This is a genomic window from Cellulosimicrobium sp. NPDC057862, from assembly GCF_042797035.1.
Classification (GTDB): domain Bacteria; phylum Actinomycetota; class Actinomycetes; order Actinomycetales; family Cellulomonadaceae; genus Cellulosimicrobium.
This window is the reverse complement of sequence record NZ_JBHVMH010000013.1, coordinates 1-26,599: the sequence shown is the minus strand read 5'-3', so window position 1 is coordinate 26,599 and position 26,599 is coordinate 1. Positions and strand designations below refer to the sequence as shown.

The window sequence follows — 26,599 nt, the reverse complement described above, 5'->3', positions numbered from 1 at the left end:
CGGGACGGGCGGCGCTCCGCCGTCGGACGGACGGGCGGGCACGGGCTCGGCGGGGCTGCTCACGGTTCCCCACCGTATCCGCTCGTCCGCGAACCGAGAGGATCTGCGTCCGGCGCAGGTGGTGGTCGCGTCCCGTCGAGCCGCGCCGAACCCGGGGTCGTCGACGGGTTCGCGCCGTTCTCGGACAGCAACCCCGGTCTCGGCGTCAGCCGGTCCGTCAGCGGACGCGCAGCGTCCCGTCGGCGTCGAGCGATACCAGCACGCGGCGCTCCCACGCCGGGTCGGTGTCCGGGAAGTCGGTGCGGAAGTGGCCGCCGCGGCTCTCCGTGCGCAGCGCCGCGGCCGCGGTGAGCGCGGTCGCGACCTGGTGCACGTTCGTCGTCTCCCACTCCGCGGCCTGCGGCTGCGCGACGACGTCGCTCGCCTCGTGCGCGTCCGTGCGGACCGCGGCGAGGCGGACCGCGGCGGCGGCGAGCCCGTCGCCGTCGCGGATCACGCCCGGACCGGCCGAGGCGATCGACTGGATCCGCGAGCGCGCCGCGGCCGCGACGAGCGCCGACGGCCCGGGACGTCGGACGGGCTCGACCTGCTCGAGCTCGCCCGCGGCGACCCGGTCGGTGATCTGGCGCGCCGCGCGGTGCGCGAACACGAGGCCCTCGAGCAGCGAGTTGGACGCGAGCCGGTTGGCGCCGTGGACGCCCGTGCACGCGACCTCGCCGATCGCGTAGAGCCCGTCGACGGTCGACCGCCCGTGCAGGTCCGTCACGACGCCGCCCGAGTGGTAGTGCTGGGCCGGCGCCACGGGGACCGGCTCCTCGGTCCAGTCGAGGCCGTTCTCCGCGAGCCGCTCGGTGATCGTCGGGAAGCGCGAGCGCAGGAAGTCGGCGCCGAGGTGGCGCGCGTCGAGCAGCACGTGGTCGGAGCCCGTCGCGGCCATCTGCCGCACGATCGCGTGCGCGACGACGTCGCGCGGCGCGAGCTCCGCCATCGGGTGCTGCGCGGGCATGAACCGGTGGCCGTCGGTGTCGAGGAGGATCGCGCCCTCGCCGCGCACCGCCTCGGAGATGAGCGGGAGCTGGCCCCGCGCGCCGAGCCCGAGCCACAGGACCGTCGGGTGGAACTGGACGAACTCGAGGTCGCCGAGCGTCGCGCCCGCGCGCAGGGCCGCCGCGATGCCGTCGCCCGTCGCCTGCGGGGGGTTGGTCGAGGAGCGGAACACCTGCCCCACTCCCCCGGTCGCGAGCACGACCGCGCGCGCGAGCACGGCACCGACGCCGTCGCGCGTGCCCTCGCCGCGCACGTGGAGCGTCACCCCGCAGGCACGTGTGACAGGGCCGTCGGGGGTGCTGGTGGAGGACGCAGCACCCGTGAGGACGTCGAGCACGAGCGCGTTCTCGATGACCTCGATGCCCGGGTCGTTGCGCACCGCGTCGAGCTGCGCCACGAGCGCGCGGGAGATCTCCGCCCCGGTCGCGTCACCGCCCGCGTGCGCGATGCGGTCCGCGTGGTGACCGCCCTCGCGCGTCAGCGCGATGTCGCCGTTCTCGGCGCGGTCGAAGTTCGCGCCACGGGCGACGAGCTCGCGCACGCGCGCCGGGCCCTCGGTGACCAGCACCTCGACCGCGGCCGGGTCGCACACCCCGACGCCCGCGACGAGCGTGTCGGCGAGGTGCGCCTCGGGCGAGTCCTCGGGGTCGAGCGCCGCGGCGATGCCGCCCTGCGCCCACACCGTGGAGCCCGACGACAGCTCGCCCTTCGTGACGAGCAGGACGCGCGGCACGCGCGTGCGCAGCTCGAGCGCCGCGGTGAGGCCCGCGATGCCGGACCCGACGACGACGACGTCCGCCGTCGTCGTCCAGCCCGGTGCCGGGGCCGCGAGGGTCCGGGCGAGCACGGGGGACCCGGACCCGCCGCGTCCGCTCACGCGGGGCGCACCACGGACGCGACGCCGGCCGAGTCGACCCCGCCGTCCCCGCCGCGGAACGGGGCGAACGGCAGGCCGCTCGCCTCGAGCCCGTGGCCCGCGGGCACGAGCCCGGGCTCGTCCGAGAGCTCGACGATCCGGTTCTGCTCGTCCACGAAGACGACGTTCGGCAGGTAGGTGCGCGCGTCGGCGTCGTCGAGCATGCCGTAGGCGATGAGGATGACGACGTCACCCGGGTTCACGAGGTGCGCGGCGGCGCCGTTGATGCACACCTGGCCGGCGCCGCGCTCCCCCGGGATGACGTACGTCGTCAGGCGCGCGCCGTTGGTGACGTCCACGACGTCGACCTGCTGGCCCGGGTAGAGGTCCGCGGCGTCGAGCAGGTCGGCGTCCACGGTGATCGAGCCGACGTAGTGCAGGTCGGCCTGCGTCACCGTCGCGCGGTGGATCTTGCCGATCATCATGGGGCGCTGCAGGGACGCCGGACGACGCGGCGGGCTCGACGGGGTCTGCGCGGTCACGCGGTACCTCCAGGTGCGGGGGCACGGCCGGCGGGGTCGGCGGCCCGGGTCGCGGGCGGCGCGATCTCGACGGCCGCGTTGTCGATGAGACGGGTGGTGCCCACGCGTGCCGCGACCAGGAGGAGCCCGGGGCCGACGGCGCCGGGCGCCAGGTCCTCCACGGTAGCGGGATCGACGAGCGCCACGTAATCCAGGTCAACACCGTCGGCGGCGTCCAGGATTCCCCGCGCGGCGGCGAGGACTCCCGGTGCGTCGGCGCCCGCGTCCGCGGCGTCCTGACCGGCACGCAGCGCGCGGCTCAGCGCGAGCGCCTCGTCGCGCTCCGCGGGCGACAGGTAGGCGTTGCGCGACGAGCGCGCGAGCCCGTCCGCCTCGCGCACCGTGGGGACCGCGACGATCTCCACGTCGAGGTCGAGGTCGGCGACCAGGCGCCGGACCGCGAGCAGCTGCTGCGCGTCCTTGGCCCCGAAGACCGCGGCGTCGGGCCGCACGAGGTGGAGCAGCTTGAGCACGACGGTGAGCACGCCGTCGAAGTGCCCGGGCCGCGACGCGCCCTCCAGGACGGTGGCGATCCGGCCCGAGGTGACGCGGACGATCGGGCCACCGGTACCGAGGTCGGGGTACAGCTCCTCGACGGCGGGTGCGAAGACGACGTCCACGGCGACGTCGTCGCCCGCCGCGGCGAGCAGCGCGACGTCGGCCGCGACGTCGCGCGGGTAGCGCTCGAAGTCCTCGCCCGGCCCGAACTGGAGCGGGTTGACGAAGTCGGTGACGACGACCTGCCCGGCCGGGCCGACCTCGGCCCGCGCGCGGCGCACGAGCTCGAGGTGCCCGGCGTGCAGCGCACCCATCGTCATGACGACGGCGCGGCGCGCGCCGGGGTGGGCGGCGGCCCAGCCGTCGAGCGCGCCGCGGAGGGCGGCGCGCGTCGTCACGACGCGCGGGGTCTCCGGCCGGGACGTCGGGGGGACGCCCGGGGCGGGGGTGGTGGTCATGCCGTTCCTTCGTCGTCGTGCGGGTCGTGCGGGTCGTGCGGGTCGTCGTGCGGCACGGCGCCGGGCCCTGCGTCGGGCGCCTCCGCGAGCGCGTCGAGGAGGGTGCGGGCTGTTCGCTCGTCGAGGCGCCCGCCCGCGAGCGCCCGGCGGGTCGCCGCGCGGCCCAGCGCACGGTACGACGGCGGCACGTCGGCCGCGTCGCTCGTCGCCGCGAGCGCGTCCAGGGCGTCCAGGTGCTCGCGCACCGTGCCGACGTCGCCGCGCACCACGGGACCGGTGAGGCCGAGGAGCGCGCCCGCCCCCGCCCCCGTGCCCGACTCGGCGCCCGCGTCCGCGCCGCGGGTCGCGCCGTCGAGCGCGGCGGAGAGCAGCGGGGCGAGCGCCCGGCCCGGCTGGTCGACGCCCGCGGCCTCGAGCGCCTGCGCAGCCTGGGCGACGAGCACGACGAGGTGGTTCGCGCCGTGCGCGAGGGCCGCGTGGTACAGCCCGCGGGACTCCTCGGCCACGACGACGGGCTCCCCGCCGAGCTCCACGACGAGCGCCTGCCCGATCGGCAGGACCGGTCCCGGGGCCGTGACGGCGAACGTCGTGCCCTCGAGCCGCGCGAGGTCGAGCGACGTGCCGGTGAACGTCATGGCGGGGTGCAGGGCGAGCGGGATCGCCCCCGCGGCGCGGGCCGGGTCGAGCACGGCGGTTCCGTAGCGGCCGGACGTGTGCACGACGATCTGCCCCGGCTGCCAGGCCCCCACGTCGGCGAGGCCGCGGACCAGGTCGCCCAGCGCGTCGTCGGGCACCGCGAGGAGAACGAGCTCCGCGCGCTCCACGACCTGCGGGACCTCGAGCACCGGCACGCCGGGGAGGAGGGTCTCGATGCGCTCGCGCGACGCGTCGGACACGCCGCTCGCGCCGACGACCGCGTGCCCGGTGGCGCGCAGCGCGCTCCCGAGGACCGCCCCGACGCGGCCCGCCCCCACGACGCCCACACCGAGGCGCCCGGGCCGCGCGCCCGCCGCGCTCACGGCCGTTCTCCGTCCTCGGCCCGGCGGTCGACGGGTTCCGTGCCGGGCACGCGGCCAGGATCTGTCGCGGGCACCGGGTCGGGCTCGACGGCGGACACCGGGGTGGGCTCGGGCGCGGGCTCGGTGGCGGGAACCAGGGGCACGTCGTCGCGCCGCATCCACAGCTCCGGGCCGGCGTGGGCACGCGCCTCGCGGGCGCGCTCGGCCTGGGTGTCGAGGAGGCGCGCGGCGTCGCCCGCGTCGAGGTGCCAGACCTTCGGCGAGACCGGGCCGGGCGTGGAGTGCACCGCGAACGTCGCGACGTCGAACCGACGCTGGAGCGGGCCCTGCTCGAGCCCGAGCGACTGCGTGCGCTCGTGCGGCACGACGACGAGGCTGCGGAACACCCGCCCGCCGCGCAGCAGGAGCGCGCGGTCGGTCACCGTGAAGCCGTTGCGCCGCCACGACACGAGGTCGAGCAGGCGCGCGCGTCGCGGGGTCACCGTGAAGTGCTCGCCCGCGTCGAGGCCGGACAGGCCCTCGTCGAGGAGGGCGCGCGGGTCGCGCGTGCCGAGGTCCGGCAGCACGAGCCACAGCGCGGCGAGCGCCTCGTCGCGCGTCCCGACGGGCAGGAGCACGCTCGTCGTGTCCGACCCGTCGGAGCTCACCCCGTAGCCCGCCACGTTGACGTCGACCCGCCACCAGTCCGGCCCGCGCCAGAACGGGCCCTGCCGCAGCCGCACGGCCTGGACGCGACCGGGCGGGATCGTCTGCGACCGGGTCTCCAGGAGGCCGTGCCGCAGGCGGATGCCGTCCGGTGAGATCGCCGAGCGGAAGCCGAACTCGCCCGAGAACCGCGAGAAGAGGAAGCCGCCGAAGCCGAGGACCGCGGGGAGCGCGCTGAACAGCACCCCGATCTCCCGCGTGCCGATCACGACCCCGGCGATCCCCAGGACACCGAGGACGAGGCCGACCGTCGCGCCCGACCGCACGAGCGAGGCGACGAGCCGGCCCGGACCGACCGCGGTGACCGGCTGCTCGGGCGCCTCCGGGGCGACCAGCACCTCGTCGCCCGCGGGCGCCCCGCCGATCGGCCGCACCGTCGACGGGGTGCTCGGGTCCGCCGGGGACGTGGCACCGACGCCCGTCGTGCCCCCGTCCGCGACCGCCGTCGGGACGCCGACCGGGCGCTCGCGCGCGACCCGCAGGCCGGCGGCGCGCGCGAGGAGGTCGTTGCGCAGCCGGTTGGCCTCGACCTCCTTGAGGAAGCCGAGCTTCACGCCCGAGTCCGCGCCCCCGGCGACCTCGAGCTTGAGCTCCGCGAGGCCGAAGAAGCGCGCGAGGAGCGGCTGCACGACGTCGACCGCCTGGAGCCGGTCCAGCCGGGCCTTGCGCTGCTGCCGGAACAGCACGCCCGTGCGCAGGTGCACCGACTCGTCGTCGACCGCGTAGCTCGTCATGCGCCACGCGAGCGCCGAGTACCCCAGCCCCACGAGCCCCACCGCGAGGATGCCGAGGAGGATCATCCACCAGCGGTTCCCCTCGAGGAGGTTCTCCCCCTCGGGCAGCCCGTTGAGCGTCTGCTGCCCGACGACGACGAGCAGCACCGCGATGACCGTCCAGCCGCGCACGAGCGGGGTGACCGGGTGCACCCGGTGCCACACGAGGTCGTCGGTGGCCGGTGCTTCGCTCACAGGCCCGCCAGCCTCGCCTCGCCGCGCGACGCGAGCCGGTCGCGCAGGCGCTCCGCCTCGGCGGGCTCGAGGCCGTCGATCGTCGCGTCCGTGGACGCCGACGCCGTGTGGAGCTGCACCTGCGCGATGCCGAGCTTGCGTGCGAGCGGTCCGGCCTGCACGTCGACATACTGCATGCGGCCGTAGGGCACGACGACGAGCTGGCGGAACATGATGCCGTGCCGGATCAGCAGGTCGTCGTCGCGCTCGGCGTACCCGATCGCGCGCACCTGGCGCGGGACGAGCACGAGCGCCCACAGCCCGAGGAGCACGAGCACCCCGAGCACGAGCCACTGCCACCAGTGCGGGAAGAGGATCGCCAGCACGATCACCGCGACCGCCGGTACCGCGAGCGTGATGCCCACCGACAGCAGGCGTGCGGTGATCAGCCGGGGCGACACGCGCGTCCACTCGATGCCGGGCGGGTCGAAGGGGCCGGTGCCGCGGGCGTCCAGGTCCCGTGCAGGGTCGGTCATGCGTCGATTCTCCCATCCCGTCCCGGTGCGCCCGGGGTCGCGTGTCGCGCGTCACGCCGGCCAGGGCGCCGCCTGCGCGCCACCGGATCGCGGGGCGCGTGACGCCGCGCACCGCGGAGCGTCAGGCGGGCGTGCTCGCGCCCGGCGTCTCCGGGTCCTCGCGCGTCGTCGAACCCTCGCGGCCCTCGCCGCGGTCGTCGGGCGGGAGCTGGCAGAACCGCTCGGCGACGAGCCCGACGACGGCCAGCAGCACCGCGCACGCGACCGCGACGCCCGCCGCCACCGCGCGGTCGCGCTGCGCCTCGATCGAGAGGTCGGGCAGGGCCACGAGCACCTGCGCGCCGTACCAGCCCGCGAGCAGGGCACCCGTGAGAGCGGCGGCCTTGGCGAGCACGAACGTGCGGGCTGCGCGGATCGCGTCGAGCGAGGGCCGCTTGCCCCGCTGGTAGGCGCGGACGGTCCATCCCGCCCAGAACACCGCCGCAGCGAGCGCGACGACCGCGACGTCGACGATCCACGGCACCGCCGGCAGGTGCGTGCCGCGGCCCTGGAGGAGCCGCACGACGAACCAGCCCACGACCGCCGTGGCGACGGCCACGAGCAGGAGGGTGCGGACCGAGGTGCGCCGCATCAGCGCTGGGCGTCGCGCGCGGCGCCCGAGACCGGACCGAACGGCGGCCACGGGTCGGTCGCCGGGTGCAGGGACGCGTCGGCGAGCGGCCCAGGTGCCGACGCCTCGGCCGACTGCTGAGCCGACTGCTGGACCGGAGGCTGGACCGGGGCGAAAGGCACCGACCGGATGATGCCGTCGTCGGCCGGGGTGGCCGGGTCCGCAAGGGTCTGCGCGTGCGGGACCGCCACAGGGGGCGCCCCCGCCGGGTGCGCGGCGACCGGGGGCTCTGCCGGGCGGACGGGTGCGAAGGCAGGGAAGGCGGGGGCGCCCTGCTCCGGGGGCAGCACGGCGTCCTGCACCGGCGGCTCGGGGTCGGGCAGCGCCGGCGGGCGGTGCGACGGCCCGGGGAACGGCGCGACGGCCGGCGACCCGGCCTCGTGCGTACCGAACGACCCGTCCGGGACGACCGTCGGGGCACCCTCGACCGAGGACGCCACGCCCTCGGACACCGGGGCGAAGACGGGGCGGACCACGCGGGCCTCCGCCGGGGCCGCCTGCGGCGGGACCGCGGCCTGCGGCGGGGCGACGGGGAGCACCGCGCCCGGGGCGGAGGGCTCCTGCGGCGGCACGGGCTGAGCGGGCAGCGGCTGCTGCGGCGCCGGGGGTCGCTGGGGCAGCGCCTGGTGCGGCGCCTGCGACGGGACGGGCGGATGCTGGGGCGCGGCCGGCGCGGGGACGTCCTCCGGGACCGCCGGCACGCCGACCGCACCCGACGTCGACGGCGCCTCGTGCGGCCCGGGGACCGCGTCGGCCGACGGCTGCCGGTACGGGTCGTCGACGACCACAGGGTCCGCCGGCGCGGGAGCGGGTGCCGCGTCGGAGCCCCCGGTCGCGACCGGGACCGCACCCGTGGGCTCGGGCGCGGCGTCGGTCAGCCAGTCCAGCGCGAGCCACCGGATTCCCCCCCGGTCCGGTGCGGTCGCCGCGAGCGCCGCGACCGGACCCCCACCGAGGCCGGGCAGCACCGCGTCCGGGTCGATCTGCGACCACGGCTCGAGCACGAACGCCCGCTCGTGGGCGCGTGGGTGCGGCAGCTCCAGGTCGTCGGCGACGGCCGTGAGCGTGCCGTACACGATGAGGTCCACGTCGAGGGTGCGCGGCCCCCACCGCTCGTCACGCACCCGGCCGTGCGCCTGCTCGACGGCCTGGCACGCGCGCAGCAGGTCGCGGGCCGAGAGACGCGTGCGGGCGAGCAGGACCGTGTTGAGGAAGTCGGGCTGGTCGGGGCCGCCCACCGCCGCCGTCCGCGCGAGCGGCGAGACCTCGGTGATCTCGAGCCCGGAGATCCGGTCGAGGTCGGTGATCGCGTCGCGCAGCGTCTGCTGGGCGTCGCCGAGGTTCGCCCCGAGGGCGAGCACCACCTCGACGAAGCCCGCGGGCACGTCGTCCATGCGGTCGTGCTCGACGGGCGGAGCGGGGACCTCCTCCTCCGCGGCGACCGGCGCGGCCTGCTCCTCCGACGTCGCGACAGGGGCACCGGCGTCGAGCGCCGCCGCGACCGGAACGGGGGTGACGGGCGCCTCGGGCACCGCGTCGCCGTGACCCTCGTACGTCGGCTCGTACGCCGGCTCGAAGGGCGTGGCCAGCGGATCGGCAGCGGCCGCCTGGTCCTGGACCGGCTCCGGCGCGTGCTCCGCGAGGGGTGCGGCAGCGGGGACCGGGCCCGGCTGCTCGGGCGCCGTCGACACCGGCACGGGGACCGCGCCCGGCAGACCCTCCGCGGAGGGCTCGGACGGCGCCGGGAGCGCCGCGGCCTCGAGCAGCGCGTCGTACGGCGCCGGGACCGGCTCGGGCGCGGGGGCCGGTGCCTCGGGGGCGGGAACGGGGCCCGTCGTCTCCTCGTGCGCCGGTGCGACCGGTCCGGGCACCGCCGGGGCCTCGCGTGTGGCGTCGCGCTCGTCGTCGAGGTCCGCGGATCCACCCGCGACCTCGTGCTCCGAGTCAGGCGACGGGGGCTCGACGGGGACCGGGGTCGTGCCCGGAGGGATGCTCGGCGGCATGACGTCGGGCGCCGGGGCGAGCTCGACCCGCTCCTCGGCGACCGGGGCGTCCCCGACGCCGTGGATGAGGGCGGGCGCGACCGAGCCCACGGGGATCGGGGCGACGAGCTGCGCGTCCCGCACGCCGTGCTGCTCGGACCGGCGCGAGAGCGGCGCGACGACCGGGACGACGACGCGGTCGCGGCGGATGACGACCTCGACGTCCTCGAACGGGACGGTGATCGGCGCCTGCGGCTTGTGCACGGCGACGTCGACCGCGACGACCTCGTCGTGCGTGAGGATCGTCGCCGCGATGCGCTCGGCCACCGTCTCGACGAGGTCGGCGGGCGAGCCCGCGAGGACGGCCACCACGTCCTCGGCGACGCCCGCATAGCTGACGGTCTGGGCGAGGTCGTCCCCGCTCGCGGCGGCGCGCGTGTCCAGGTGGAGCACGACGTCGGCACGGAAGAGCTGGCCCTCGACCTTCTCGTGCTCGAAGACGCCGTGGTGCCCCGTGGCGCTCAGGCCCGTGAGCCGGATCCGGTCGAACGGCCGTCCGTCCGCGTCGAGGACCGCTCCTGCGAACGCTGTGGTCACGTCGTGCTCCCGTCCGGTGCTCCGTCGCCGCCCGCCGGTCGGGCGGACGGACCTCTCGTCACCGTGTCTCGTTGCGTGTGTCGTGCTGCGCCGGGCCGGCCGCGCCGCGGGGCCCGTCGCCCATCCTGCTAGGTGGTGGGCCGCGCCGTCGAGTCGCTCCCGGTCCTCGGTCGGTCGGTCGAGCCCGCGCTCCCGTCCCGTCGGCCCGACCCGGCCGCGCCCGCGCGGGACCATGCCGCCGCGACGCGCACGGCGTCGGCCGACGCCCGGACGGTGTGGACCCGCACGCACCACGCGCCCGCGGCGGCGGCGAGCGTCGTGATCGCGGCGGTCGCGTCGTCGCGCAGCAGGGGCGGCACGGGCTGCCCGTCGGACCGCGCGAGGAGGTGCCCCAGGAACCGCTTGCGGGACGCCCCGACGAGCACCGGCAGGCCGAGCTCCTCGAGCTCGCCGAGCCGCGCGAGCAGGGGCCAGTTGGACGACCCGGCCTTGGAGAACCCGAGGCCGGGGTCGAGGACGACCTGGTCGCGCCGGACCCCGGCGGCGAGCAGCGTCTCGACGCGCGCCGCGAGCTCGTCGCGCACGTCCGTGACGACGTCGTCGTAGTCCTCGAGGTCGTCCATGACGTCGGCGTGGCCGCGCCAGTGCATGCAGACGTACGCGACGCCCGTGCGCGCGACGACCTCGGCCATCGCCGGGTCGGCGAGCCCGCCCGAGACGTCGTTGACGATCCGCGCCCCCGCCGCGACCGCGCGCTCGGCGACGACGGCGCGCGTGGTGTCGACGCTCACGACCGCACCCTCCGCGGCGAGCGCGGAGATCACGGGCAGCACGCGGGCGAGCTCCGCCTCGACGGGGACGCGCCCGGCACCGGGCCGGGTCGACTCGCCGCCCACGTCGAGGATGTCGGCCCCCTCGCCCAGCAGCTCGCGCCCGTGCGCGATCGCGGCGTCCGGCTCGTACCACTCGCCGCCGTCGGAGAACGAGTCCGGCGTGACGTTGACGACGCCCATGACGAGCGTCCGGCCGACGTCGGCCAGCTCCTCGAGCCCGGCGACCACGAAGCGGTCCACGGGACTAGCGCCCCAGGATGAGGCTCATCGCCTCGGCCCGCGTCGCGCCGTCGCGCATCTGACCCCGCACCGCCGACGTCACCGTGCGCGACCCCGGCTTGCGCACACCGCGCATCGACATGCACAGGTGCTCGCACTCGACGACGACGATCGCGCCGCGCGGCTGGAGGTGCTCCACGAGCGCGTCCGCGATCTGCGACGTGAGCCGCTCCTGCACCTGCGGGCGGCGCGCGAAGACCTCGACGAGGCGCGCGAGCTTCGACAGGCCCGTGATGCGCCCGTCGACGTTGGGGATGTAGCCGATGTGCGCGACGCCGTGGAACGGCACGAGGTGGTGCTCGCACGTCGAGTACACCTCGATGTCCTTGACGAGCACCATCTCCTCGTGGCCGAGGTCGAACGTCGTCGTGAGGACGTCCGCGGCCTCCTGGCGCAGGCCCGCGAAGATCTCGCGGTACGCGCGCGCCACGCGGGCGGGGGTGTCCCGCAGACCCTCGCGGTCCGGGTCCTCCCCCACCGCGAGCAGCAGCTCGCGGACGGCGGCCTCCGCGCGCTCCTGGTCGTACGGCGGCACGTCCGCCGGGGCGCGCAGGTCCTCCGCCGCACGGGCCCGCGTGATGGCGGTCGGTACCGTGCCCGCGCCCGGAGCCTCGCCCATCAGCCCTGCCCCGGCTCGCGCACGTCCGTGACGTCCGACGTGCCGTCGCGGCCGAGAGCCCGGTCGAGCGGGCTGTCGGCGGGGACCTCGCCGATGCGCTCCGGCGGCAGCTCGTCGTTCGCGGCGGCGGCCTCGTCCTGCGGGATCACCGGGGCGCCGTTCTGCGCCGCCTTCTCGGCGTCCGTGAGGACGGGCCCGCGCTGCGACACGGCGCGCTGCTCGCTCGAGAGCCACACGTCGCGCGCGTCGCGCTTGACGACCGGCTCGAAGACCCGCGCGAGCTCCGCCTGGTTGAGCGTCTCCTTCTCCAGGAGCTCGAGCACGAGCGCGTCGAGCACGTCGCGGTACTGCGTGAGCACCTCCCACGCCTCGTCGTGCGCGGCCTCGACGAGCTTGCGCACCTCGTGGTCGACGGTGCCCGCGACGGACTCGGAGTAGTCGCGCGTGTGGCCCATGTCGCGGCCCATGAAGGGCTCGCCCGAGCCGGTGCCCAGCTTGATCGCGCCGACGCGCTCGCTCATGCCGTACTCGGTGACCATCTTCTTGGCGATCGCCGTGGCCTTCTCGATGTCGTTCGAGGCTCCCGTGGTCGGGTCGTGGAAGACGAGCTCCTCGGCGACGCGCCCGCCCATGGCGTACGCGAGCTGGTCCAGCAGCTCGTTGCGCGTCGTGGAGTACTTGTCCTCGGTCGGCATGACCATCGTGTACCCGAGCGCGCGGCCGCGCGGCAGGATCGTCACCTTGGTGACGGGGTCCGTGTAGCGCATCGCCGCGGCGACGAGGGCGTGGCCGCCCTCGTGGTACGCCGTGATCTTCTGCTCCTTGACGTTCATGACGCGCGTGCGCTTCTGCGGCCCGGCCACGACGCGGTCGATCGCCTCGTCGAGCGCGCGGTCGTCGATGAGCTGGGCGCCGCTGCGGGCGGTGAGGAGCGCGGCCTCGTTGAGCACGTTCGCGAGGTCGGCGCCGGTGAAGCCCGGCGTGCGGCGCGCCACGGCGGCGAGGTCGATCTCGGGGACGATCGGCTTGCCCTGGGCGTGCACGCGCAGGATCGCCTCGCGGCCCTTGAGGTCGGGCGCCTCGACGGCGACCTGGCGGTCGAAGCGGCCCGGGCGCAGGAGCGCCGGGTCGAGGATGTCGGGGCGGTTCGTCGCCGCGATGAGGATGACGTTCGTCTTGACGTCGAAGCCGTCCATCTCGACGAGGAGCTGGTTCAGGGTCTGCTCGCGCTCGTCGTGACCGCCGCCCATGCCGGCGCCGCGGTGACGGCCGACGGCGTCGATCTCGTCGACGAAGATGATCGCGGGCGAGTTCTCCTTGGCCTGGGTGAACAGGTCGCGGACGCGGCTCGCGCCGACGCCGACGAACATCTCGACGAAGTCCGAGCCGGAGATGGAGTAGAACGGCACGCCTGCCTCGCCGGCCACGGCGCGCGCGAGCAGCGTCTTGCCCGTCCCGGGCGGGCCGTAGAGCAGCACGCCCTTGGGGATCTTGGCCCCGACGGCCTGGAACTTGTCCGGCTCCGCGAGGAACTCCTTGATCTCGTGGAGCTCCTCGACCGCCTCGTCCGCACCGGCGACGTCCGCGAACGTGACCTGCGGGGTGTCCTTGGAGACGAGCTTGGCGCGCGACTTGCCGAACCCCATGACGCGCGAGCCGCCGCCCTGCATCCGCGAGAGCAGGAACCAGAACAGCACGCCGATGATGAGGAAGGGGATGAGCAGGCCGAGCAGCGAGGACCAGAACGACGGCTGCGCGACCTCGGAGTTGTACCCGTCCTTCGGCTCCGCCTGGACGACCGCGTCGACCACGGCCTCCCCCTGGGGCTGGACGTAGTAGAACTCGACGTTCTTGCCCTTGTTCTCCTCGGTGTCCGTACCCTCGTCGACCACGTAGTCGTCGGACAGCGTGAGACGCACGCGCTGGTCGCCGTCCACGATGAGGGCCTGCTCGACCGTGTCGCCCGAGAGCAGCTCGAGGCCCTGGGACGTGTCGATGCGCTGGACCGTCGGGCGCGACAACGTCGCGAACGCGATCCACAGGATCACGAGGCCCAGGACGATCCAGACGATCGGCCCACTGAGAATCTTCTTGATGTTCATCGGCGACGGGGCGTGCGCCCCGGATCCCTCCGCTCGCGCAAGTGTTCGGGCTCGAAACTACACTCTGGACCTTGACGCCTGCTGGGGATCACGCCTCTGTTCGCCCAGGGCGTGGCCCACGTCCCCTGGGCGCGGGCGCCACGGCGCCCGGACGCGGGACGGCGTCGCGCCACCGCGGCGCGGGCGCCCCGCCTCCCGTTCAGCTCGAGTACACGTGCGGCGCGAGCGTCCCGACGAACGGCAGGTTGCGGTACTTCTCCGCGTAGTCGAGGCCGTAGCCGACGACGAACTCGTTCGGGATGTCGAACCCGACGTACCGGACGTCGACGTCGGTCTTCGCGGCGTCGGGCTTGCGCAGCATCGCCGCGATCTCGACCGACGCCGGCCCGCGCGAGCGCAGGTTCGACAGGAGCCAGGAGAGCGTGAGGCCCGAGTCGATGATGTCCTCGACGATGAGCACGTCGCGGCCCGTGAGGTCGGCGTCGAGGTCCTTGAGGATCCGCACGACGCCCGAGGACTTGGTGCCCGACCCGTACGACGAGACGGCCATCCAGTCCATCTCGACGTGGCTGTGCAGGCGGCGCGCGAGGTCCGCCATGACCATGACGGCGCCCTTGAGGACGCCGACGAGCAGGAGGTCCTTGCCCGCGTAGTCGCGGTCGATCTGTGCCGCGATCTCGTCGAGCCGCGCACCGAGCTGCTCCTCGGTGAGCAGGATGTTCTCGAGGTCGCCTGCGACGTCCGATGCTTCCACGGGGGTCACTCCTGAGGTGTGGGGGTGGTGGGGGTGCTGAGGGTGGTGAGGGCTCGTGGGGGGATGCCGCGCCGGGGCGTCGTCTCCGGGCCCAGGGAAAGCCTGCCACACGCGCGCGCGGCCCTCAGGTCGCCCGGCAGGTGCGCGGGGCCCTGGCCCCGCCACGCCGTGACGAGCGCGTCGAGCGCGTCGACGTGCACGGCGAACAGGTCGCCCGCGGGGCAGCCCGCGCGCAGCGCCGCGGACCTCAGGGCACGACGGCGCAGGGCCGGGTGCGCGGACGCGAGCACCTCGGCGTCGAGCACCACGCTCTCGGCACCCGACGCAGCGGGCCCACCGACCGGGCCACGCCCGCGGTCGTCCGAGGACGCCACGAGCGCCGGCACGAGGGCCGACGCGAGGAGGTCCGCGGCGAGCGCGTCGAGCAGGTCGGCGTCGTCGCGCAGGAGGTCGGCCGTGCGAGCGAGCGCCGGCACGGCCCCGGGCCCGAGCACGTCGACGAGCGCGGGCACGACGCGCGCGCGCACCTGCGAGCGCAGGGGCAGCGCCGCGGTGCCGGGCGGCCCCGGGGTGTCACCCGACGGCGCCGGTCCGTTCGTGGGGTCGTCCCACCACACCAGCCCGAGGGTCCGGCACACCGCCTCGGTGTCCGCGCGCCGCAGCGCGAGGAACGGGCGCCGGAGGACGCCGCGTCGGGGCGACATCCCGGCGAGCGAGCGGGCGCCGGCCCCGCGGGCGAGCCCGAGCAGCACCGTCTCCGCCTGGTCGTCGAGCGTGTGGCCCAGGAGCACCGCGGCCGCACCGTGCTCGACCGCCACCGCGTCCAGCGCGACGTACCGGGCCGTGCGCGCCGAGGCCTCCGGGCCGTCGCCGCCCGACGCCGGCACGACGACGCGCCGCACCTCCACCGGGTCGAGCCCGAGCCCGCGGCAGCGCTCCGCGGCGTCCGCCGCGACGCCGGCGCTGCCCTCCTGGAGCCCGTGGTCCACGACGACGGCGCCCGCGCGCAGCCCGAGCCGGGGCGCGACGAACGCCGTGGCCGCAGCGAGCGCCGTCGAGTCCGCCCCGCCCGAGCACGCGACGAGCACGAGGGACCCGGGGTCCAGGTCCCCGAGCGCGCCGCGCACGGCGCGGCGCGCGGCGGCGACGACGGGTGCCGGCCCGCCCACCGGCTCAGCCGTGGACGCGGCGCACCCAGGCGCGCGCGTCGGCGATCTCGCGGGCCGTCGGCAGGTTCTCGGGTGACGCCCACACGGCGTTGAACCCGTCGCGGCCGACCTCCTTCTCGACCGCGCGCACGAACGCCGCGCCGTCGCGGTACTGCGCGATCTTGGCGTCCATGCCGAGCACCCGACGGAGCACGACGTCGAACCCGGAGCGCCCCTCGCCGTCGCGACGCGCCTCGAACTTGCGGCGGATGCTGCGCACCGTGCGCACGGTGCGCGGCCCCACGGCGTCCATCGCGACGTCGGCGTGCCCCTCCAGCAGGGCCATGACGGCGGTGACGTCGGCGAGGCGGTCCTGCTCCTCGGGTGTGAGGAGTCCGTCGACGAACGTCCCGTCCTCGCCGCGCACGGCGTGGAGGACGGCGCGGCCCACGGTGGCGAGCTTCTCGCGCAGGCGCGCCTCGGCGAGCCGGCGCGAGGACGCGGAGAGCTCGGTGAGGAGCGCGCTCGCCCGCGCGCGCAGGTGGTCCGCGAGCCACGGCGCGGCGGCGAACTGGAGCGCGTGGGTCTGCTCGTGCAGGCAGACCCAGAGGCGGAAGTCGGCGGGCTTGAGGTCGAGCGCGCGCTCGACCTGGAGGACGTTCGGCGCCACGAGCACGAGCCGCCCGGGCGAGCCGGTGTCCGCGGGCGACGGGCCGCCGTCGGGCACGACGCCGGTCGCGGCCGCGGTGCCGCCCAGCCCGCTGTAGGGGTCGAACTGGCCGAGGACCCGGCTGGAGAGGACCGCGAGCACCGACCCCACCTGGGCGGCCCCGACGAGCGCCGTCGCCTGCGGGACGCGTCCGCGCTCGCCGACGAGCGCGCCCGTCACGCCGTCGGTGAGCGACGCCATGATCTCGGTGTTGGCGCGCGCCCAGCGCGCGCGGTCCACGACGTACACGGTGCCGAGTGCGGTCGTCGGCCCGGACGCGGCGGGGGCCATGCGCGTCACGTCCAGGACGTGCGGTACGGCATCCTGCGCCGCGGCGCGCAGCCCCTCGACGAGGTCGGCGAGCTCGTCGCGCGACGCCTGGGGGCCGGGGCGCGCGAGCCGACCCGCGATCTGGGCGGCGGCCGACCAGTCGACGATCGACGTGTCACCACGTGACGGGTCGCTGCCCGAACGGCCCTCCTGCTCGACGAGTGTCACCGTCTCACCGTATCCCGGCCGTCTGTCGGCCGGGGCACGCGCCCCGGACATGCCGGAGCGGGTCAGGCCGTGCAGCCGCACTCCGCGAGCGAGGCGACGAAGTCGTCGAAGATGAGGCGCGCGCCGTACGTGCCCCCGTCGGGGACGGCGTCGGCCATGAGGGAGAACACGAGGAGGCGGTCGTCGGCCGTGACGACCGTCCCCGCGAGCGACGTGACGTTCGGCAGGCTGCCCGTCTTGGCCCGCACGACGCCGCGGCCCGCGTTCTCGAGGTAGCGCTCGCCGAGGGTCCCGGACAGTCCGGCGACCGGCAGCCCCACCGCGCCGGGCCGCAGCTGAGGGTGCGCCGGGTCCGCGAGCAGGCCGACCACCTCGTCGAGCTGGGCGGGCGTGACGACCGACCCGTCGCCGAGGCCCGAGAGGTCGGCGAGCGTCGCGCCCGTGAGGTCGACCCCGAGCCCCTCGACCGCCGACCGCACGGCCTGCGTCGCACCCGCCGCGGAGCCGGGCAGCCCCGCGTCGATCGCGACGACGCGGCCCACCACCTCCGTGATCGTGTTGTCGGAGTGCTGGAGCAGGTATGCGACGACCTCGCTCAGCGGCGCGGACTCCACCTCGCCGACGGTGCGGCCGTCGTCGGGCGCCGGTGCGCGCACCACGCCCCCCGCCACGGTGACCCCCTGCTCGGCGAGCGCGGCGACGAACGCGTCGGCGGCGGACATCGCCGGGTCCTCGGCGCGCGGCGCGTACTCCTCGTCCTCGAGCCGCGCGATGTCGACCGCGAGCGCGGCGACGGGCGCGACGTAGCCGTTGCGGACGCTCGCCGGGTCGACCGTCGGAGCGACGGCGGCACCCGTGAAGAGCGTGTCGTCGAGACGCAGCGCGACCGTGGTGCGGCCCGTCAGCCGGAGCTCGCCCGCGACCTGGGCCGCGAGGTCGCCGAGTCCCGCCCGGCCGTTGACCGCCGTCGGGTCGCCCGCACCGGCGGCGAGCATCATGTCGCCGCCGCCCACGAGGTACACGGTCTCCTGCCCCTCGAGGACGGCGCGGGTCGGGAGGGTCGCGTGCGCGCCGGGCGACGTGAGCGCGGCCGCCGCGGTGAGGGTCTTGAGGGTCGACGCCGGGACGTGGCCCACCGCGTCGCCGCTCGCCCCGAGCACGTCGCCCGTCGCGGCGTCGGTCACCAGGACGCCGACGCGCGGGCCGAGCCGGGTGTCCCCCGCGAGATCGTCCACGAGCTCCTGCACGGTCGCGGCCGCGGGGACGGGCGCCGCGCCGTCGAGGGGCGGGAGCCCGACCTCGAGCGGGGGCGCGGCGACGGCACCGGGCGCGTCGGGGAACGGGTTCGGCTCCGGGTAGGGCTCCGCGGTCGTGAGCACGCCGGGGACGACGTCGTACGCGTCCGCCACGACGTAGCCGCCGGCGAGGGCGAGCACGACACCCACGGCGACGCCCGTGCGTGCTCCCCAGCCCATGCGTCTCCCTCGCTCCGTCCTGTGCGCGCGCGCCTCCGGGGCACCGGCGGGCACCGGTGCCTGGACCGGGACGTCGGGTGCGGGCACGTGCGCATTATCACTCAGCCCGCCCGCCCGGGAGCCCGGTGGGAACCCTCTCGCGCGGACGGCACGTGTCACACTAGTTCCCGCACGACGGCGTGGTCCGTCGTCCACAGACCCAGCCACCGCCCGAGCGTCGCGGTGCCGGTACGACTGGAGGAAGCAGTGGAGTTCGACGTCACGATCGAGATCCCCAAGGGGCAGCGCAACAAGTACGAGGTGGACCACGCGACCGGTCGCATCCGCCTCGACCGCATGCTCTTCACCTCGACGCGGTACCCCGACGACTACGGGTTCATCGAGGGGACGCTCGGCGAGGACGGCGACCCGCTGGACGCGCTCGTCCTGCTCGAGGAGCCCACGTTCCCCGGCTGCCTGATCCGCTGCCGCGCGCTCGGCATGTTCCGCATGCGCGACGAGGCGGGCGGCGACGACAAGGTCCTCTGCGTCCCGACGGGCGACCAGCGTGCCGCGTGGCGCCAGGACATCGACGACGTCTCCGACTTCCACCGCCTGGAGATCCAGCACTTCTTCGAGGTCTACAAGGACCTCGAGCCCGGCAAGTCCGTCGAGGGCGCCCACTGGGTCGGCCGCGCGGACGCCGAGGCCGAGATCGAGCGCTCGCTCCAGCGCGCCATCGACTCCGGGTACCACACGCCGGGCCACTGACACCCGGCTCGCGCCATCGCACGACGGCGGCCGCTCACCTCCCGGGGTGAGCGGCCGCCGTCGTCTGGCGATGTCGCGAGGTCGGCCTAGGGGCGGCCCGCGTAGGGCATCGCGTCGGCCCAGCGCATCGCGACCTCGTGCACGGGGCTCCCGGGCTGACGAGCCTCGATCATCCTGCCGTTCCCGGTGTACATGGCGACGTGGCGGATGGTCGACGGGTTCGAGGTGTCGTTGGCGTAGAAGATCAGGTCGCCCGGGCGGAGCTGGTCGTAGGAGATCTTCTGCACGCGCTGGTACTGCGAGCGCGACGTCCGCGTGATGTCCACGCCCGCCGCGGCCCAGGCGCGCGACGTGAGGCCCGAGCAGTCGTAGCCCGGCCCGGTCCCGCCGAACACGTACGGCGCGCCGATCTTGGTACGTGCCCACGCGACGGCGGCCCGGCCCTGCGCCGCGCTGCCGACGCCCGTGCCCGGGGGCGGTGTGACGACCGGCGGAGGGTCGGGCGTCGGTGCGGGTGCCGGGTTCGGCGCGGGGGCGGGGTCCGGGACCGGCGCGGGGGCGGGATCCGGGGCCGGCGCGGGTGCCGGCGCAGGGTCGGGCGCCGGGTTCGCGGGTGCGGGGCTGCTCGCCGGAGGCGCCGCGGGCGCGCCCGACGGCGTCCCCGCCGCCGGGGCCTCGACGCGCGCCCGGGCGGCGGCCTCGCGCTCGCTCGCGGCCTGCGCGTCGCGGGCGTCCTGGCGCTGGCGCTCGACGTCGACGCTCGTGGCCCGCGCACGGGCGAGGTCGGCGAGGAGGGCGTCACGCCGGGTCGCGGACTCCTGCACCGCGTCGTCGAGCGCGTCGGACGCGACCTGGGCGGCGGCGAGCGCGTCCCGCGCCCGGTCCTCGACCTCTCCCTGGTGCGCCAGCGCCGCGGCGGCCCGGGCACGGGCGGTGTCGGCGACGGCGCGCGCCGTCGCGTGCGCGTCGACCGCGCGACCCGCGGTCCGGCCGGCGACGCGCTCGGCGTTCTCCCGCTCGACGACCTGGCCCACCCCGTCCGCGTCGAGGACGGCACGCAACGCGTCGAGATCGGTCGACCCCTGTCGGGACGCGCGGAACAGCGCACCGACCGCGGCGCGCGACTCCGACTCTCCTGTCCGGGCGGTCGCGAGCGCCTCCTGGGCGTCGCGGACCTCCGCGTCGGCCGTCGCGAGCGCGTCCTGCGCGGCCGCGTACTCCTCCGCCGCGGTCTCGACGGCCGCCTCCGCGGTGGACTGGCGGTCCCGCAGCGACGCCAGCTCGCTCTCGACGGACTCGACGTCCCGGGCCGCACCGTCCGCGGCCTCGCGCGCCGCGCGGACGTCGTCGTCCGACGGCGGGTCGGACGACGCGGAGGGCGCGAGCCCGACGCCGAGCACGAGCGCGAGCAGGCCCGCCGCGGTCGCGGTGGCGAGCCGGCGGGGCCCGGTGGCCGGGCGACGCCGCGCTCCCCCGAGGAGCTCCGGCCGGGCGGCGTGCGCCGACGTCGCGTCGTCCATCGCCCCTCCTTCGACCGGTCGCTCGGCGTGTCCCGTTGACAGCATCCGCACGAGTCTGCCCAGAAGGTCCGCGATGCGCCATCGGAGCAGTGCCGACCTTCTCAGGATGTGGTCTCGCATCGCGAGACACCCCTGTCGGGCGGCGCGGATCGGGCCTAGCCTCACCAGCATGTCCCGTCGAATGTGTCGCTGACCCCCGCACACGTTCGCCTGCCCGCGAGCCGTCGTCGACGACGCCCTCGCCGTGGCGATCCCGTCCCGTGTGCGCCCCTCGCCGCGGTCGACGGCCGGCCTCCCGCCTCCTCGTCCCCCACGGCACCCGTCCGCCCGGCGCGCCGTGCGCCGTCGTCCCAACCCCACCACCCCGCAGGAGAGCACCATGAGCACCGAGAACGCCCCCGCCTGGTCCTTCGAGACGCGCCAGGTCCACGCCGGCCAGACCGCCGACCCGACGACCGGGGCCCGCGCGCTGCCGATCTACCAGACGACGTCGTTCGTCTTCCCCGACGCGTCCGTGGCCGCCGACCGCTTCGCGCTCAAGGACCTCGGCCCCATCTACACGCGCATCGGCAACCCGACCCAGGAGGTCGTGGAGAACCGCATCGCGTCGCTCGAGGGCGGCGTCGGCGCGCTCCTCCTCGCGTCCGGGCAGGCCGCGACGACGTTCGCGATCCTCAACGTCGCCGAGGCGGGCGACCACGTCGTCGCCTCCCCGAGCCTGTACGGCGGCACCTACAACCTTCTGCAGTACTCGCTCGCCAAGCTCGGCGTCGAGACGACGTTCGTCACCGACCCGCACGACCCGCAGGCCTGGCGCGACGCCGTGCGCCCGAACACGAAGCTGTTCTTCGGCGAGACGATCCCCAACCCGCAGGCCGACGTCCTCGACATCGAGGCCGTCGCGGCGGTCGCGCACGAGGTGGGCGTGCCGCTGATCGTCGACAACACGGTCGCGACCCCCTACCTGCTGCGCCCGCTCGAGCACGGGGCGGACGTCGTCGTGCACTCGGCGACGAAGTACCTCGGCGGGCACGGCTCCGCCATCGGCGGCGTGATCGTCGACGGCGGCTCGTTCGACTACGCGGCCTACCCGGAGCGGTTCCCGAACTACAACACGCCCGACCCGTCGTACAACGGCCTCGTCTACGCGCGCGACCTCGGCGTGGACGGCATCCTCGGCGCGAACCTCGCGTACGTGCTCAAGGCGCGCGTGCAGCTCCTGCGCGACCTGGGCTCGGCGATCTCGCCCTTCAACGCCTTCCTCATCGCGCAGGGCATCGAGACGCTGTCCCTGCGCGTCGAGCGCCACGTCGCGAACGCGCAGAAGGTCGCCCAGTGGCTCGAGGCGCGCGACGACGTCCGCACCGTGCACTACGCCGGGCTGGCGTCGAGCCCGTGGTACGCCACCGCGCAGAAGTACCTGCCGCGCGGCGCCGGGGCGGTGCTCGCGTTCGAGCTCGACGGGGGCAGCGAGGCGGGGCAGGCGTTCGTCTCCGCCCTGCAGCTCCACTCGAACGTCGCGAACATCGGGGACGTGCGGTCGCTCGTCATCCACCCGGCCTCGACCACCCACGCCCAGCTCAGCCCCGAGGAGCAGGCGAAGTCCGGCGTGACGCCGGGCCTGGTCCGCCTCGCGGTCGGCATCGAGCACGTCGACGACATCCTCGCCGACCTCGAGCTCGGGTTCACCGCCGCCAAGTCGTCGCTGGACGCCTGAGCGACGACGTCCGCACGCGCGGCAGAACCACGACGAGGACAGCGATGACGGATCTGGACAGCCGGGGCGCCCTGCGCGCCCCGGCCGTACAGTGGCCGACGGTGAGCCCTGTGAACGACGACCTCCTCCCGCCCGCCCCCGACGCCCGACGCGACCACCGCGCGGACGCCTCGGGGCGCGGCGTCGCGCCGTCGCGCGCGCGGGTGAAGGCTCCGGTCCCGGCGACCGGCGCCTGGCGCGCGGGCGACCCGGTGGGGCACCGGCAGTTCGCCGACGTCGGCACGTTCGACCTCGAGTCCGGCGCCCGCCTGCCCGACGTCCGCGTCGCGTACGAGACGTGGGGCACCCTCGCGCCGGACGGGTCGAACGCCGTCCTCGTCCTGCACGCCCTCACCGGTGACTCGCACGTCAGCGGCCCCGCGGGCGAGGGCCACGTCACCGCGGGCTGGTGGGAGTCGCTCGTCGGGCCGGGCGCGCCGATCGACACCGACCGCTGGTTCGTCGTCGCGCCCAACGTGCTCGGTGGGTGCCAGGGCACCACCGGCCCGGCGTCCACCGCGTCCGACGGCCGCCCGTGGGGCAGCCGCTTCCCGCGCGTCACGACCCGCGACCAGGTCGCGGTCGAGATCGAGCTCGCGCGGTCGCTCGGCATCTCGTCCTGGGCGTTCGTCGTCGGCGCGTCGATGGGCGGGCACCGTGTCCTCGAGTGGGCGCTCCTCGGCCCCGAGGCGGGGATCGACCTCGTCTCGCTCGCCGCGATCGCGACCACCGCGCAGACGACCGGCGACCAGATCGCGTGGGCGCACCCCCAGCTCGGCGCCGTGCGCGCCGACCCCGGCTACCGGGGCGGCGACTACTACGACGCTGCGGACGGCGACGGCCCGCACGTCGGGCTCGGCATCGCGCGGCAGATCGCGCACGCGACCTACCGGTCCGCGCGCGAGCTCGACGAGCGCTTCGGCCGCCTCCCGCAGGGCGGCGAGGACCCGTTCACCGACGGGCGCTACGCCGTGCAGTCCTACCTCGACCACCACGGCGACAAGCTCGCACGGCGCTTCGACGCCAACTCGTACGTCGTGCTCACGGAGTCGATGCTCACGCACGACCTGGGCCGCGACCGCGGCGGGGTCGAGGCGGCGCTCGCGCAGGTCACGGCGCACGCGCTCGTCGTCGCGGTCGACACGGACCGGCTGTTCCTGCCCGCGGACTGCGCGCGCATCGCGGCCGGGATCCCCGGCGCGGAGCCGCTGCGGACGCTCACGAGCGACTTCGGGCACGACGGGTTCCTCATCGAGTTCGACCAGCTCGGCCCCATCGTCGCGGACTTCCTCGGGGAGCGGGCCGGCGTCCGCGACTGAGGCCTGTCCACGGGGTGGCGCGGTGGCGGGCGTGCGCGCGCCGTCCTGGCACGATGTGGAGATGGACAGCGACGTGACCGAGGCGGCCCAGCTCCTGCGCTCCCAGTGGGACCGGCTCGACCGCTGGCTGCGCGACCTCGGGGACGCGCTGGACCGCGACGCCGGTCGTGCGAGCGTGCTCGACGGCTGGACCGTCGGCGAGCTGGTCAGCCACCTCGGCCGCGTCATGGAGACCCTCGCGCTGTGCGGGCCGGTGCCCGCCGGCACCGTTCCCCTCACGCTCGCGGAGTATCTCGGCACGTACCCGGAGCGTGCGGAGGAGATCGAGCACGCGACGCGCGCCCTCGACGAGCAGATCGCCACCGACCGCCTCGGGCACGTCGAGGCCTTCGCCGCCGCGGGCTTCGCACGGCTCGACGAGCTCGCCGAGGAGCGCGTCGTGCAAGCACGACGCGGACCGATCACGCTCCTCGACATGGTGCGCTCGCGCGTCCTCGAGCTCGTGGTGCACGCCGACGACCTCGCCCGCACGTTCCCCGGCGTCCAGGCCGACCCCGTGGACCGCGCTGCGCTCGACGCCGTCGCCGCCGAGCTGCTGCGCGTCGTCGTCACGCGCGGGGGCTGGGCCCTCGAGGTGCGCGACGCCCGCCTCTGGCTGCGCCTCGCGTGCGGCCGCGTCCCCTACGACGTGGACGAGCTCGCACGCGCCCTGGAGCCCGTCCACACCTCCGAGGCGGTCCCGGACCTCGGCCGCATGCTCCCGCTGCTCTGACCACTTCACCGACGGCGTGACGCGCGGCACGCACTCTCCCGTGGTTGCGGCACGGGCCGGACCGTAGGTTGGGGGCATGCTCGCCGCCTACGCCGACCACCTCGACCCCGACGACCCTCTGGCAGGTCTGGTCGTCGGGGACCGTCCCGAACCCGAGCCTCGCGAGCACTGGACGACCGTCGACGTGCGCGCCGCGTCGCTCAACCACCACGCCCTGTGGTCGCTGCGCGGGGTCGGGCTGCCCGCCGACCGGCTCCCCATGATCCTCGGGACCGACGCCGCGGGAGTCGCGCCCGACGGCAGCGAGGTCGTCGTGCACGCGGTGGTCGGGGCGGACGGGCACGGGGTGGGGCCGTCCGAACGGCGGTCGCTCCTCTCGGAGCGCTACCCCGGCACGCTCGCGGAGCGCGTCGCCGTCCCGACCCACAACCTCGTCCCCAAGCCGCCGGAGCTGACGTTCGTCGAGGCGGCGTGCGTACCCACCGCCTGGTTGACGGCGTACCGCATGCTCTTCACCGCCGGTGGTGCCGCGCCCGGGGACCGCGTGCTCGTCCAGGGCGCGGGCGGCGGCGTCGCGACGGCGGCCGTCGCCCTGGGCGCTGCCGCCGGCCTCGAGATGTGGGTGACCTCCCGCTCCGCCGGCAAGCGTGCCGGCGCGGCTCGGCTCGGGGCCGCCGCGACCTTCGAGCCGGGCGCGCGACTTCCCGCGCCGGTGGACGTCGTCGTGGAGACCGTCGGCCAGGCGACCTGGCGACACTCGCTGCGCTCGGTGCGCCCGGGCGGGACCGTCGTCGTCGCCGGCGCCACGAGCGGCGACGCCTCCCCCGCCGAGCTGTCCCGCATCTTCTTCCACGAGATCCGCATCCAGGGCGTGACGATGGGGACGCGCGACGACCTCGCCGCGCTGCTGCGGTTCCTCGCGCGGAGCGAGGTCCGTCCCGTCGTCGACCGGGTGCTGCCGCTGGCGCAGGCACGGGACGGGCTCGCGCGCCTCGACGCCGGGGAGCACTTCGGCAAGGTGGTGCTCACGCCGTGACGTCCCCCGGCTGGGGTCCGGACGTCCTCGGCGCCGGATACGAGCAGTGCACGGTCGAGCTGGAGCCCGACGACGAGGGCGAGGTCGTCGTGACCGTGGTCCGCCACGCGCCGGCGACCGACGAACCGATCCGGCCGGCACGCGCGGTGCTGTACGTCCACGGCTGGAGCGACTACTTCTTCCAGACCGAGCTCGCCGAGACCTGGCGCGCGCTCGGCGCGGCGTTCTACGCCGTCGACCTCCGCAAGTACGGGCGCAGCCTGCGCCCCCACCAGACGCCCGGGTACGCCGACCACCTCACCGAGTACGACGCCGACATCGCCGCAGCGCTCGACGTCGTCCGGGCGGACCTCGGCGCGCACGCCGCGATCATGCTCATGGGTCACTCCACCGGCGGCCTTGTCGCGGCGCTCTGGGCGCACCGGCACCCCGGCGTCGTGCGCGGCCTGGTGCTGAACAGCCCGTGGCTCGAGCTCCAGGGGTCGTCCGTCGCCCGGACCGTCTCGGGACCCGCGATCCGCCAGCTCGCGCGCTTCCAGCCGCGGACCCCGCTGCCGAACGTCGACCCCGGCTACTACGCCCGGACGCTGCGCGACCGGGAAGACGGCGCCTGGGTCATCGACGACGCGTGGCGCCCCGTCCCGTCGTTCCCCGTCCGCGCCGGCTGGCTCCGAGCGGTGATCTCCGGCCACGCGCGCGTGGCGGCGGGACTCACGATCGACTGTCCCGTGCTGGTGCTCCTCGCCGAGAGGTCGCTCTTCAGCACGCGCTGGTCCGAGGACATGCGGTCCGCCGACATCGTGCTCGACGTCGAGCCGCTGGCGCGGCGCGCCGCGCACCTGGGCCAGGTCGTCACGATCGTCCGCATCCCCGGCGGGATGCACGACCTCTCGCTCTCCGCCCCTGCCCCACGGGCGCGGTTCTTCACCGAGATCGTCCGCTGGTCCGCGGCCTACGGCTGGGCCTGACGCTGCACCCCGGTCGGAGAGACGTCATCGCGACGCGTGGTCGAGAGGCCGACGTACGGGTGCGGGCATGCGGAAATGCCGAAGGCCCACCCCGTGTGGGGTGGGCCTTCGGTGAAGGGTTGTCCGGCGGCGTCCTACTCTCCCACCCCGTCTCCAGGGCAGTAC

22 protein-coding genes are annotated in these 26,599 nt (G+C 75.9%); 6 read left to right on the top strand and 16 right to left on the bottom strand.

Features of this window, described 5'->3' with window-relative positions; genetic code table 11:
* Window positions 1–217: 217 nt before the first annotated feature.
* From ACFVN3_RS15360 to dacB, 15 genes are all read right to left on the bottom strand, one after another.
* Window positions 218–1,924 carry an L-aspartate oxidase gene (locus tag ACFVN3_RS15360; protein ID WP_378233779.1) on the bottom strand — a complete coding sequence of 569 codons (1,707 nt, stop codon included), beginning with the start codon at window positions 1,922–1,924 and terminating at the stop codon, window positions 218–220.
* Window positions 1,921–2,388 (bottom strand): aspartate 1-decarboxylase, encoded by a 468-nt coding sequence (gene panD, locus ACFVN3_RS15355; protein ID WP_378233868.1) that lies wholly within the window; start codon window positions 2,386–2,388, stop codon window positions 1,921–1,923. The genes ACFVN3_RS15360 and panD overlap by 4 nt, the downstream gene beginning before the upstream one ends.
* A gap of 53 nt (window positions 2,389–2,441) precedes the next feature.
* Window positions 2,442–3,440 (bottom strand): pantoate--beta-alanine ligase, encoded by a 999-nt coding sequence (gene panC / locus ACFVN3_RS15350; RefSeq protein WP_378233778.1) that lies wholly within the window; start codon window positions 3,438–3,440, stop codon window positions 2,442–2,444.
* Window positions 3,437–4,459, bottom strand: a complete 1,023-nt coding sequence (locus tag ACFVN3_RS15345) for a Rossmann-like and DUF2520 domain-containing protein (RefSeq protein WP_378233777.1) — start codon at window positions 4,457–4,459, stop codon at window positions 3,437–3,439. The genes panC and ACFVN3_RS15345 overlap by 4 nt, the downstream gene beginning before the upstream one ends.
* Window positions 4,456–6,132: a PH domain-containing protein gene (locus tag ACFVN3_RS15340; protein ID WP_378233776.1), complete on the bottom strand. Its 1,677-nt coding sequence runs from the start codon at window positions 6,130–6,132 to the stop codon at window positions 4,456–4,458. Before ACFVN3_RS15340 ends, ACFVN3_RS15345 begins: the two co-directional genes overlap by 4 nt.
* A complete protein-coding gene (locus ACFVN3_RS15335; protein ID WP_378233775.1) occupies window positions 6,129–6,647 on the bottom strand; it encodes a PH domain-containing protein in 519 nt (172 codons plus the stop codon). The genes ACFVN3_RS15340 and ACFVN3_RS15335 overlap by 4 nt, the downstream gene beginning before the upstream one ends.
* Window positions 6,648–6,768: 121 nt before the next feature.
* Window positions 6,769–7,278 carry a DUF3180 domain-containing protein gene (locus ACFVN3_RS15330; RefSeq protein ID WP_141391025.1) on the bottom strand — a complete coding sequence of 170 codons (510 nt, stop codon included), beginning with the start codon at window positions 7,276–7,278 and terminating at the stop codon, window positions 6,769–6,771.
* Window positions 7,278–9,896: a 2-amino-4-hydroxy-6-hydroxymethyldihydropteridine diphosphokinase gene (folK, locus tag ACFVN3_RS15325; protein ID WP_378233774.1), complete on the bottom strand. Its 2,619-nt coding sequence runs from the start codon at window positions 9,894–9,896 to the stop codon at window positions 7,278–7,280. Before folK ends, ACFVN3_RS15330 begins: the two co-directional genes overlap by 1 nt.
* Window positions 9,897–10,024: 128 nt before the next feature.
* Window positions 10,025–10,909, bottom strand: coding sequence for a dihydropteroate synthase (gene folP / locus ACFVN3_RS15320; RefSeq protein ID WP_378233867.1), 885 nt, complete (start codon window positions 10,907–10,909; stop codon window positions 10,025–10,027).
* A gap of 64 nt (window positions 10,910–10,973) precedes the next feature.
* On the bottom strand, window positions 10,974–11,627 hold the full coding sequence (gene folE / locus ACFVN3_RS15315) for a GTP cyclohydrolase I FolE (protein WP_378233773.1): 654 nt from the start codon (window positions 11,625–11,627) through the stop codon (window positions 10,974–10,976).
* Complete coding sequence (ftsH, locus tag ACFVN3_RS15310) at window positions 11,627–13,729, bottom strand: ATP-dependent zinc metalloprotease FtsH (protein WP_378233772.1); 2,103 nt, start codon at window positions 13,727–13,729, stop codon at window positions 11,627–11,629. The genes folE and ftsH overlap by 1 nt, the downstream gene beginning before the upstream one ends.
* A 199-nt stretch (window positions 13,730–13,928) precedes the next feature.
* Entirely contained in the window at window positions 13,929–14,483 is a 555-nt protein-coding gene (gene hpt, locus ACFVN3_RS15305; RefSeq protein ID WP_378233771.1) for a hypoxanthine phosphoribosyltransferase, read from the bottom strand.
* Between the two features lie 5 nt (window positions 14,484–14,488).
* A complete protein-coding gene (gene tilS, locus ACFVN3_RS15300) occupies window positions 14,489–15,652 on the bottom strand; it encodes a tRNA lysidine(34) synthetase TilS (protein ID WP_378233770.1) in 1,164 nt (387 codons plus the stop codon).
* 4 nt (window positions 15,653–15,656) lie between these two features.
* On the bottom strand, window positions 15,657–16,838 hold the full coding sequence (locus tag ACFVN3_RS15295) for a zinc-dependent metalloprotease (RefSeq protein WP_378233769.1): 1,182 nt from the start codon (window positions 16,836–16,838) through the stop codon (window positions 15,657–15,659).
* A gap of 62 nt (window positions 16,839–16,900) precedes the next feature.
* Window positions 16,901–18,400, bottom strand: coding sequence for a D-alanyl-D-alanine carboxypeptidase/D-alanyl-D-alanine-endopeptidase (dacB, locus tag ACFVN3_RS15290; protein ID WP_378233768.1), 1,500 nt, complete (start codon window positions 18,398–18,400; stop codon window positions 16,901–16,903).
* Window positions 18,401–18,559: 159 nt separating this feature from the next.
* Between dacB and ACFVN3_RS15285 the strand changes: the two genes are divergently transcribed.
* A complete protein-coding gene (locus tag ACFVN3_RS15285; RefSeq protein WP_034655165.1) occupies window positions 18,560–19,063 on the top strand; it encodes an inorganic diphosphatase in 504 nt (167 codons plus the stop codon).
* Between the two features lie 86 nt (window positions 19,064–19,149).
* Here the strand turns inward: ACFVN3_RS15285 and ACFVN3_RS15280 are convergent, their stop codons facing one another.
* A complete protein-coding gene (locus ACFVN3_RS15280; protein ID WP_378233767.1) occupies window positions 19,150–20,583 on the bottom strand; it encodes a C40 family peptidase in 1,434 nt (477 codons plus the stop codon).
* Between the two features lie 379 nt (window positions 20,584–20,962).
* Between ACFVN3_RS15280 and ACFVN3_RS15275 the strand changes: the two genes are divergently transcribed.
* From ACFVN3_RS15275 to ACFVN3_RS15255, 5 genes are all read left to right on the top strand, one after another.
* Window positions 20,963–22,300, top strand: a complete 1,338-nt coding sequence (locus ACFVN3_RS15275; protein WP_378233766.1) for a bifunctional o-acetylhomoserine/o-acetylserine sulfhydrylase — start codon at window positions 20,963–20,965, stop codon at window positions 22,298–22,300.
* A 44-nt stretch (window positions 22,301–22,344) separates the two neighbouring features.
* Entirely contained in the window at window positions 22,345–23,658 is a 1,314-nt protein-coding gene (locus ACFVN3_RS15270; protein WP_378233765.1) for a homoserine O-acetyltransferase, read from the top strand.
* Between the two features lie 61 nt (window positions 23,659–23,719).
* The gene (locus ACFVN3_RS15265) at window positions 23,720–24,430 is read left to right on the top strand and encodes a maleylpyruvate isomerase N-terminal domain-containing protein (protein ID WP_378233764.1); all 711 of its coding nucleotides are present in this window, start codon (window positions 23,720–23,722) and stop codon (window positions 24,428–24,430) included.
* Between the two features lie 76 nt (window positions 24,431–24,506).
* On the top strand, window positions 24,507–25,466 hold the full coding sequence (locus ACFVN3_RS15260) for a zinc-binding dehydrogenase (protein ID WP_378233763.1): 960 nt from the start codon (window positions 24,507–24,509) through the stop codon (window positions 25,464–25,466).
* Window positions 25,463–26,434, top strand: coding sequence for an alpha/beta hydrolase (locus ACFVN3_RS15255; RefSeq protein ID WP_378233762.1), 972 nt, complete (start codon window positions 25,463–25,465; stop codon window positions 26,432–26,434). Before ACFVN3_RS15260 ends, ACFVN3_RS15255 begins: the two co-directional genes overlap by 4 nt.
* The last annotated feature ends 165 nt before the right edge of the window (window positions 26,435–26,599 follow it).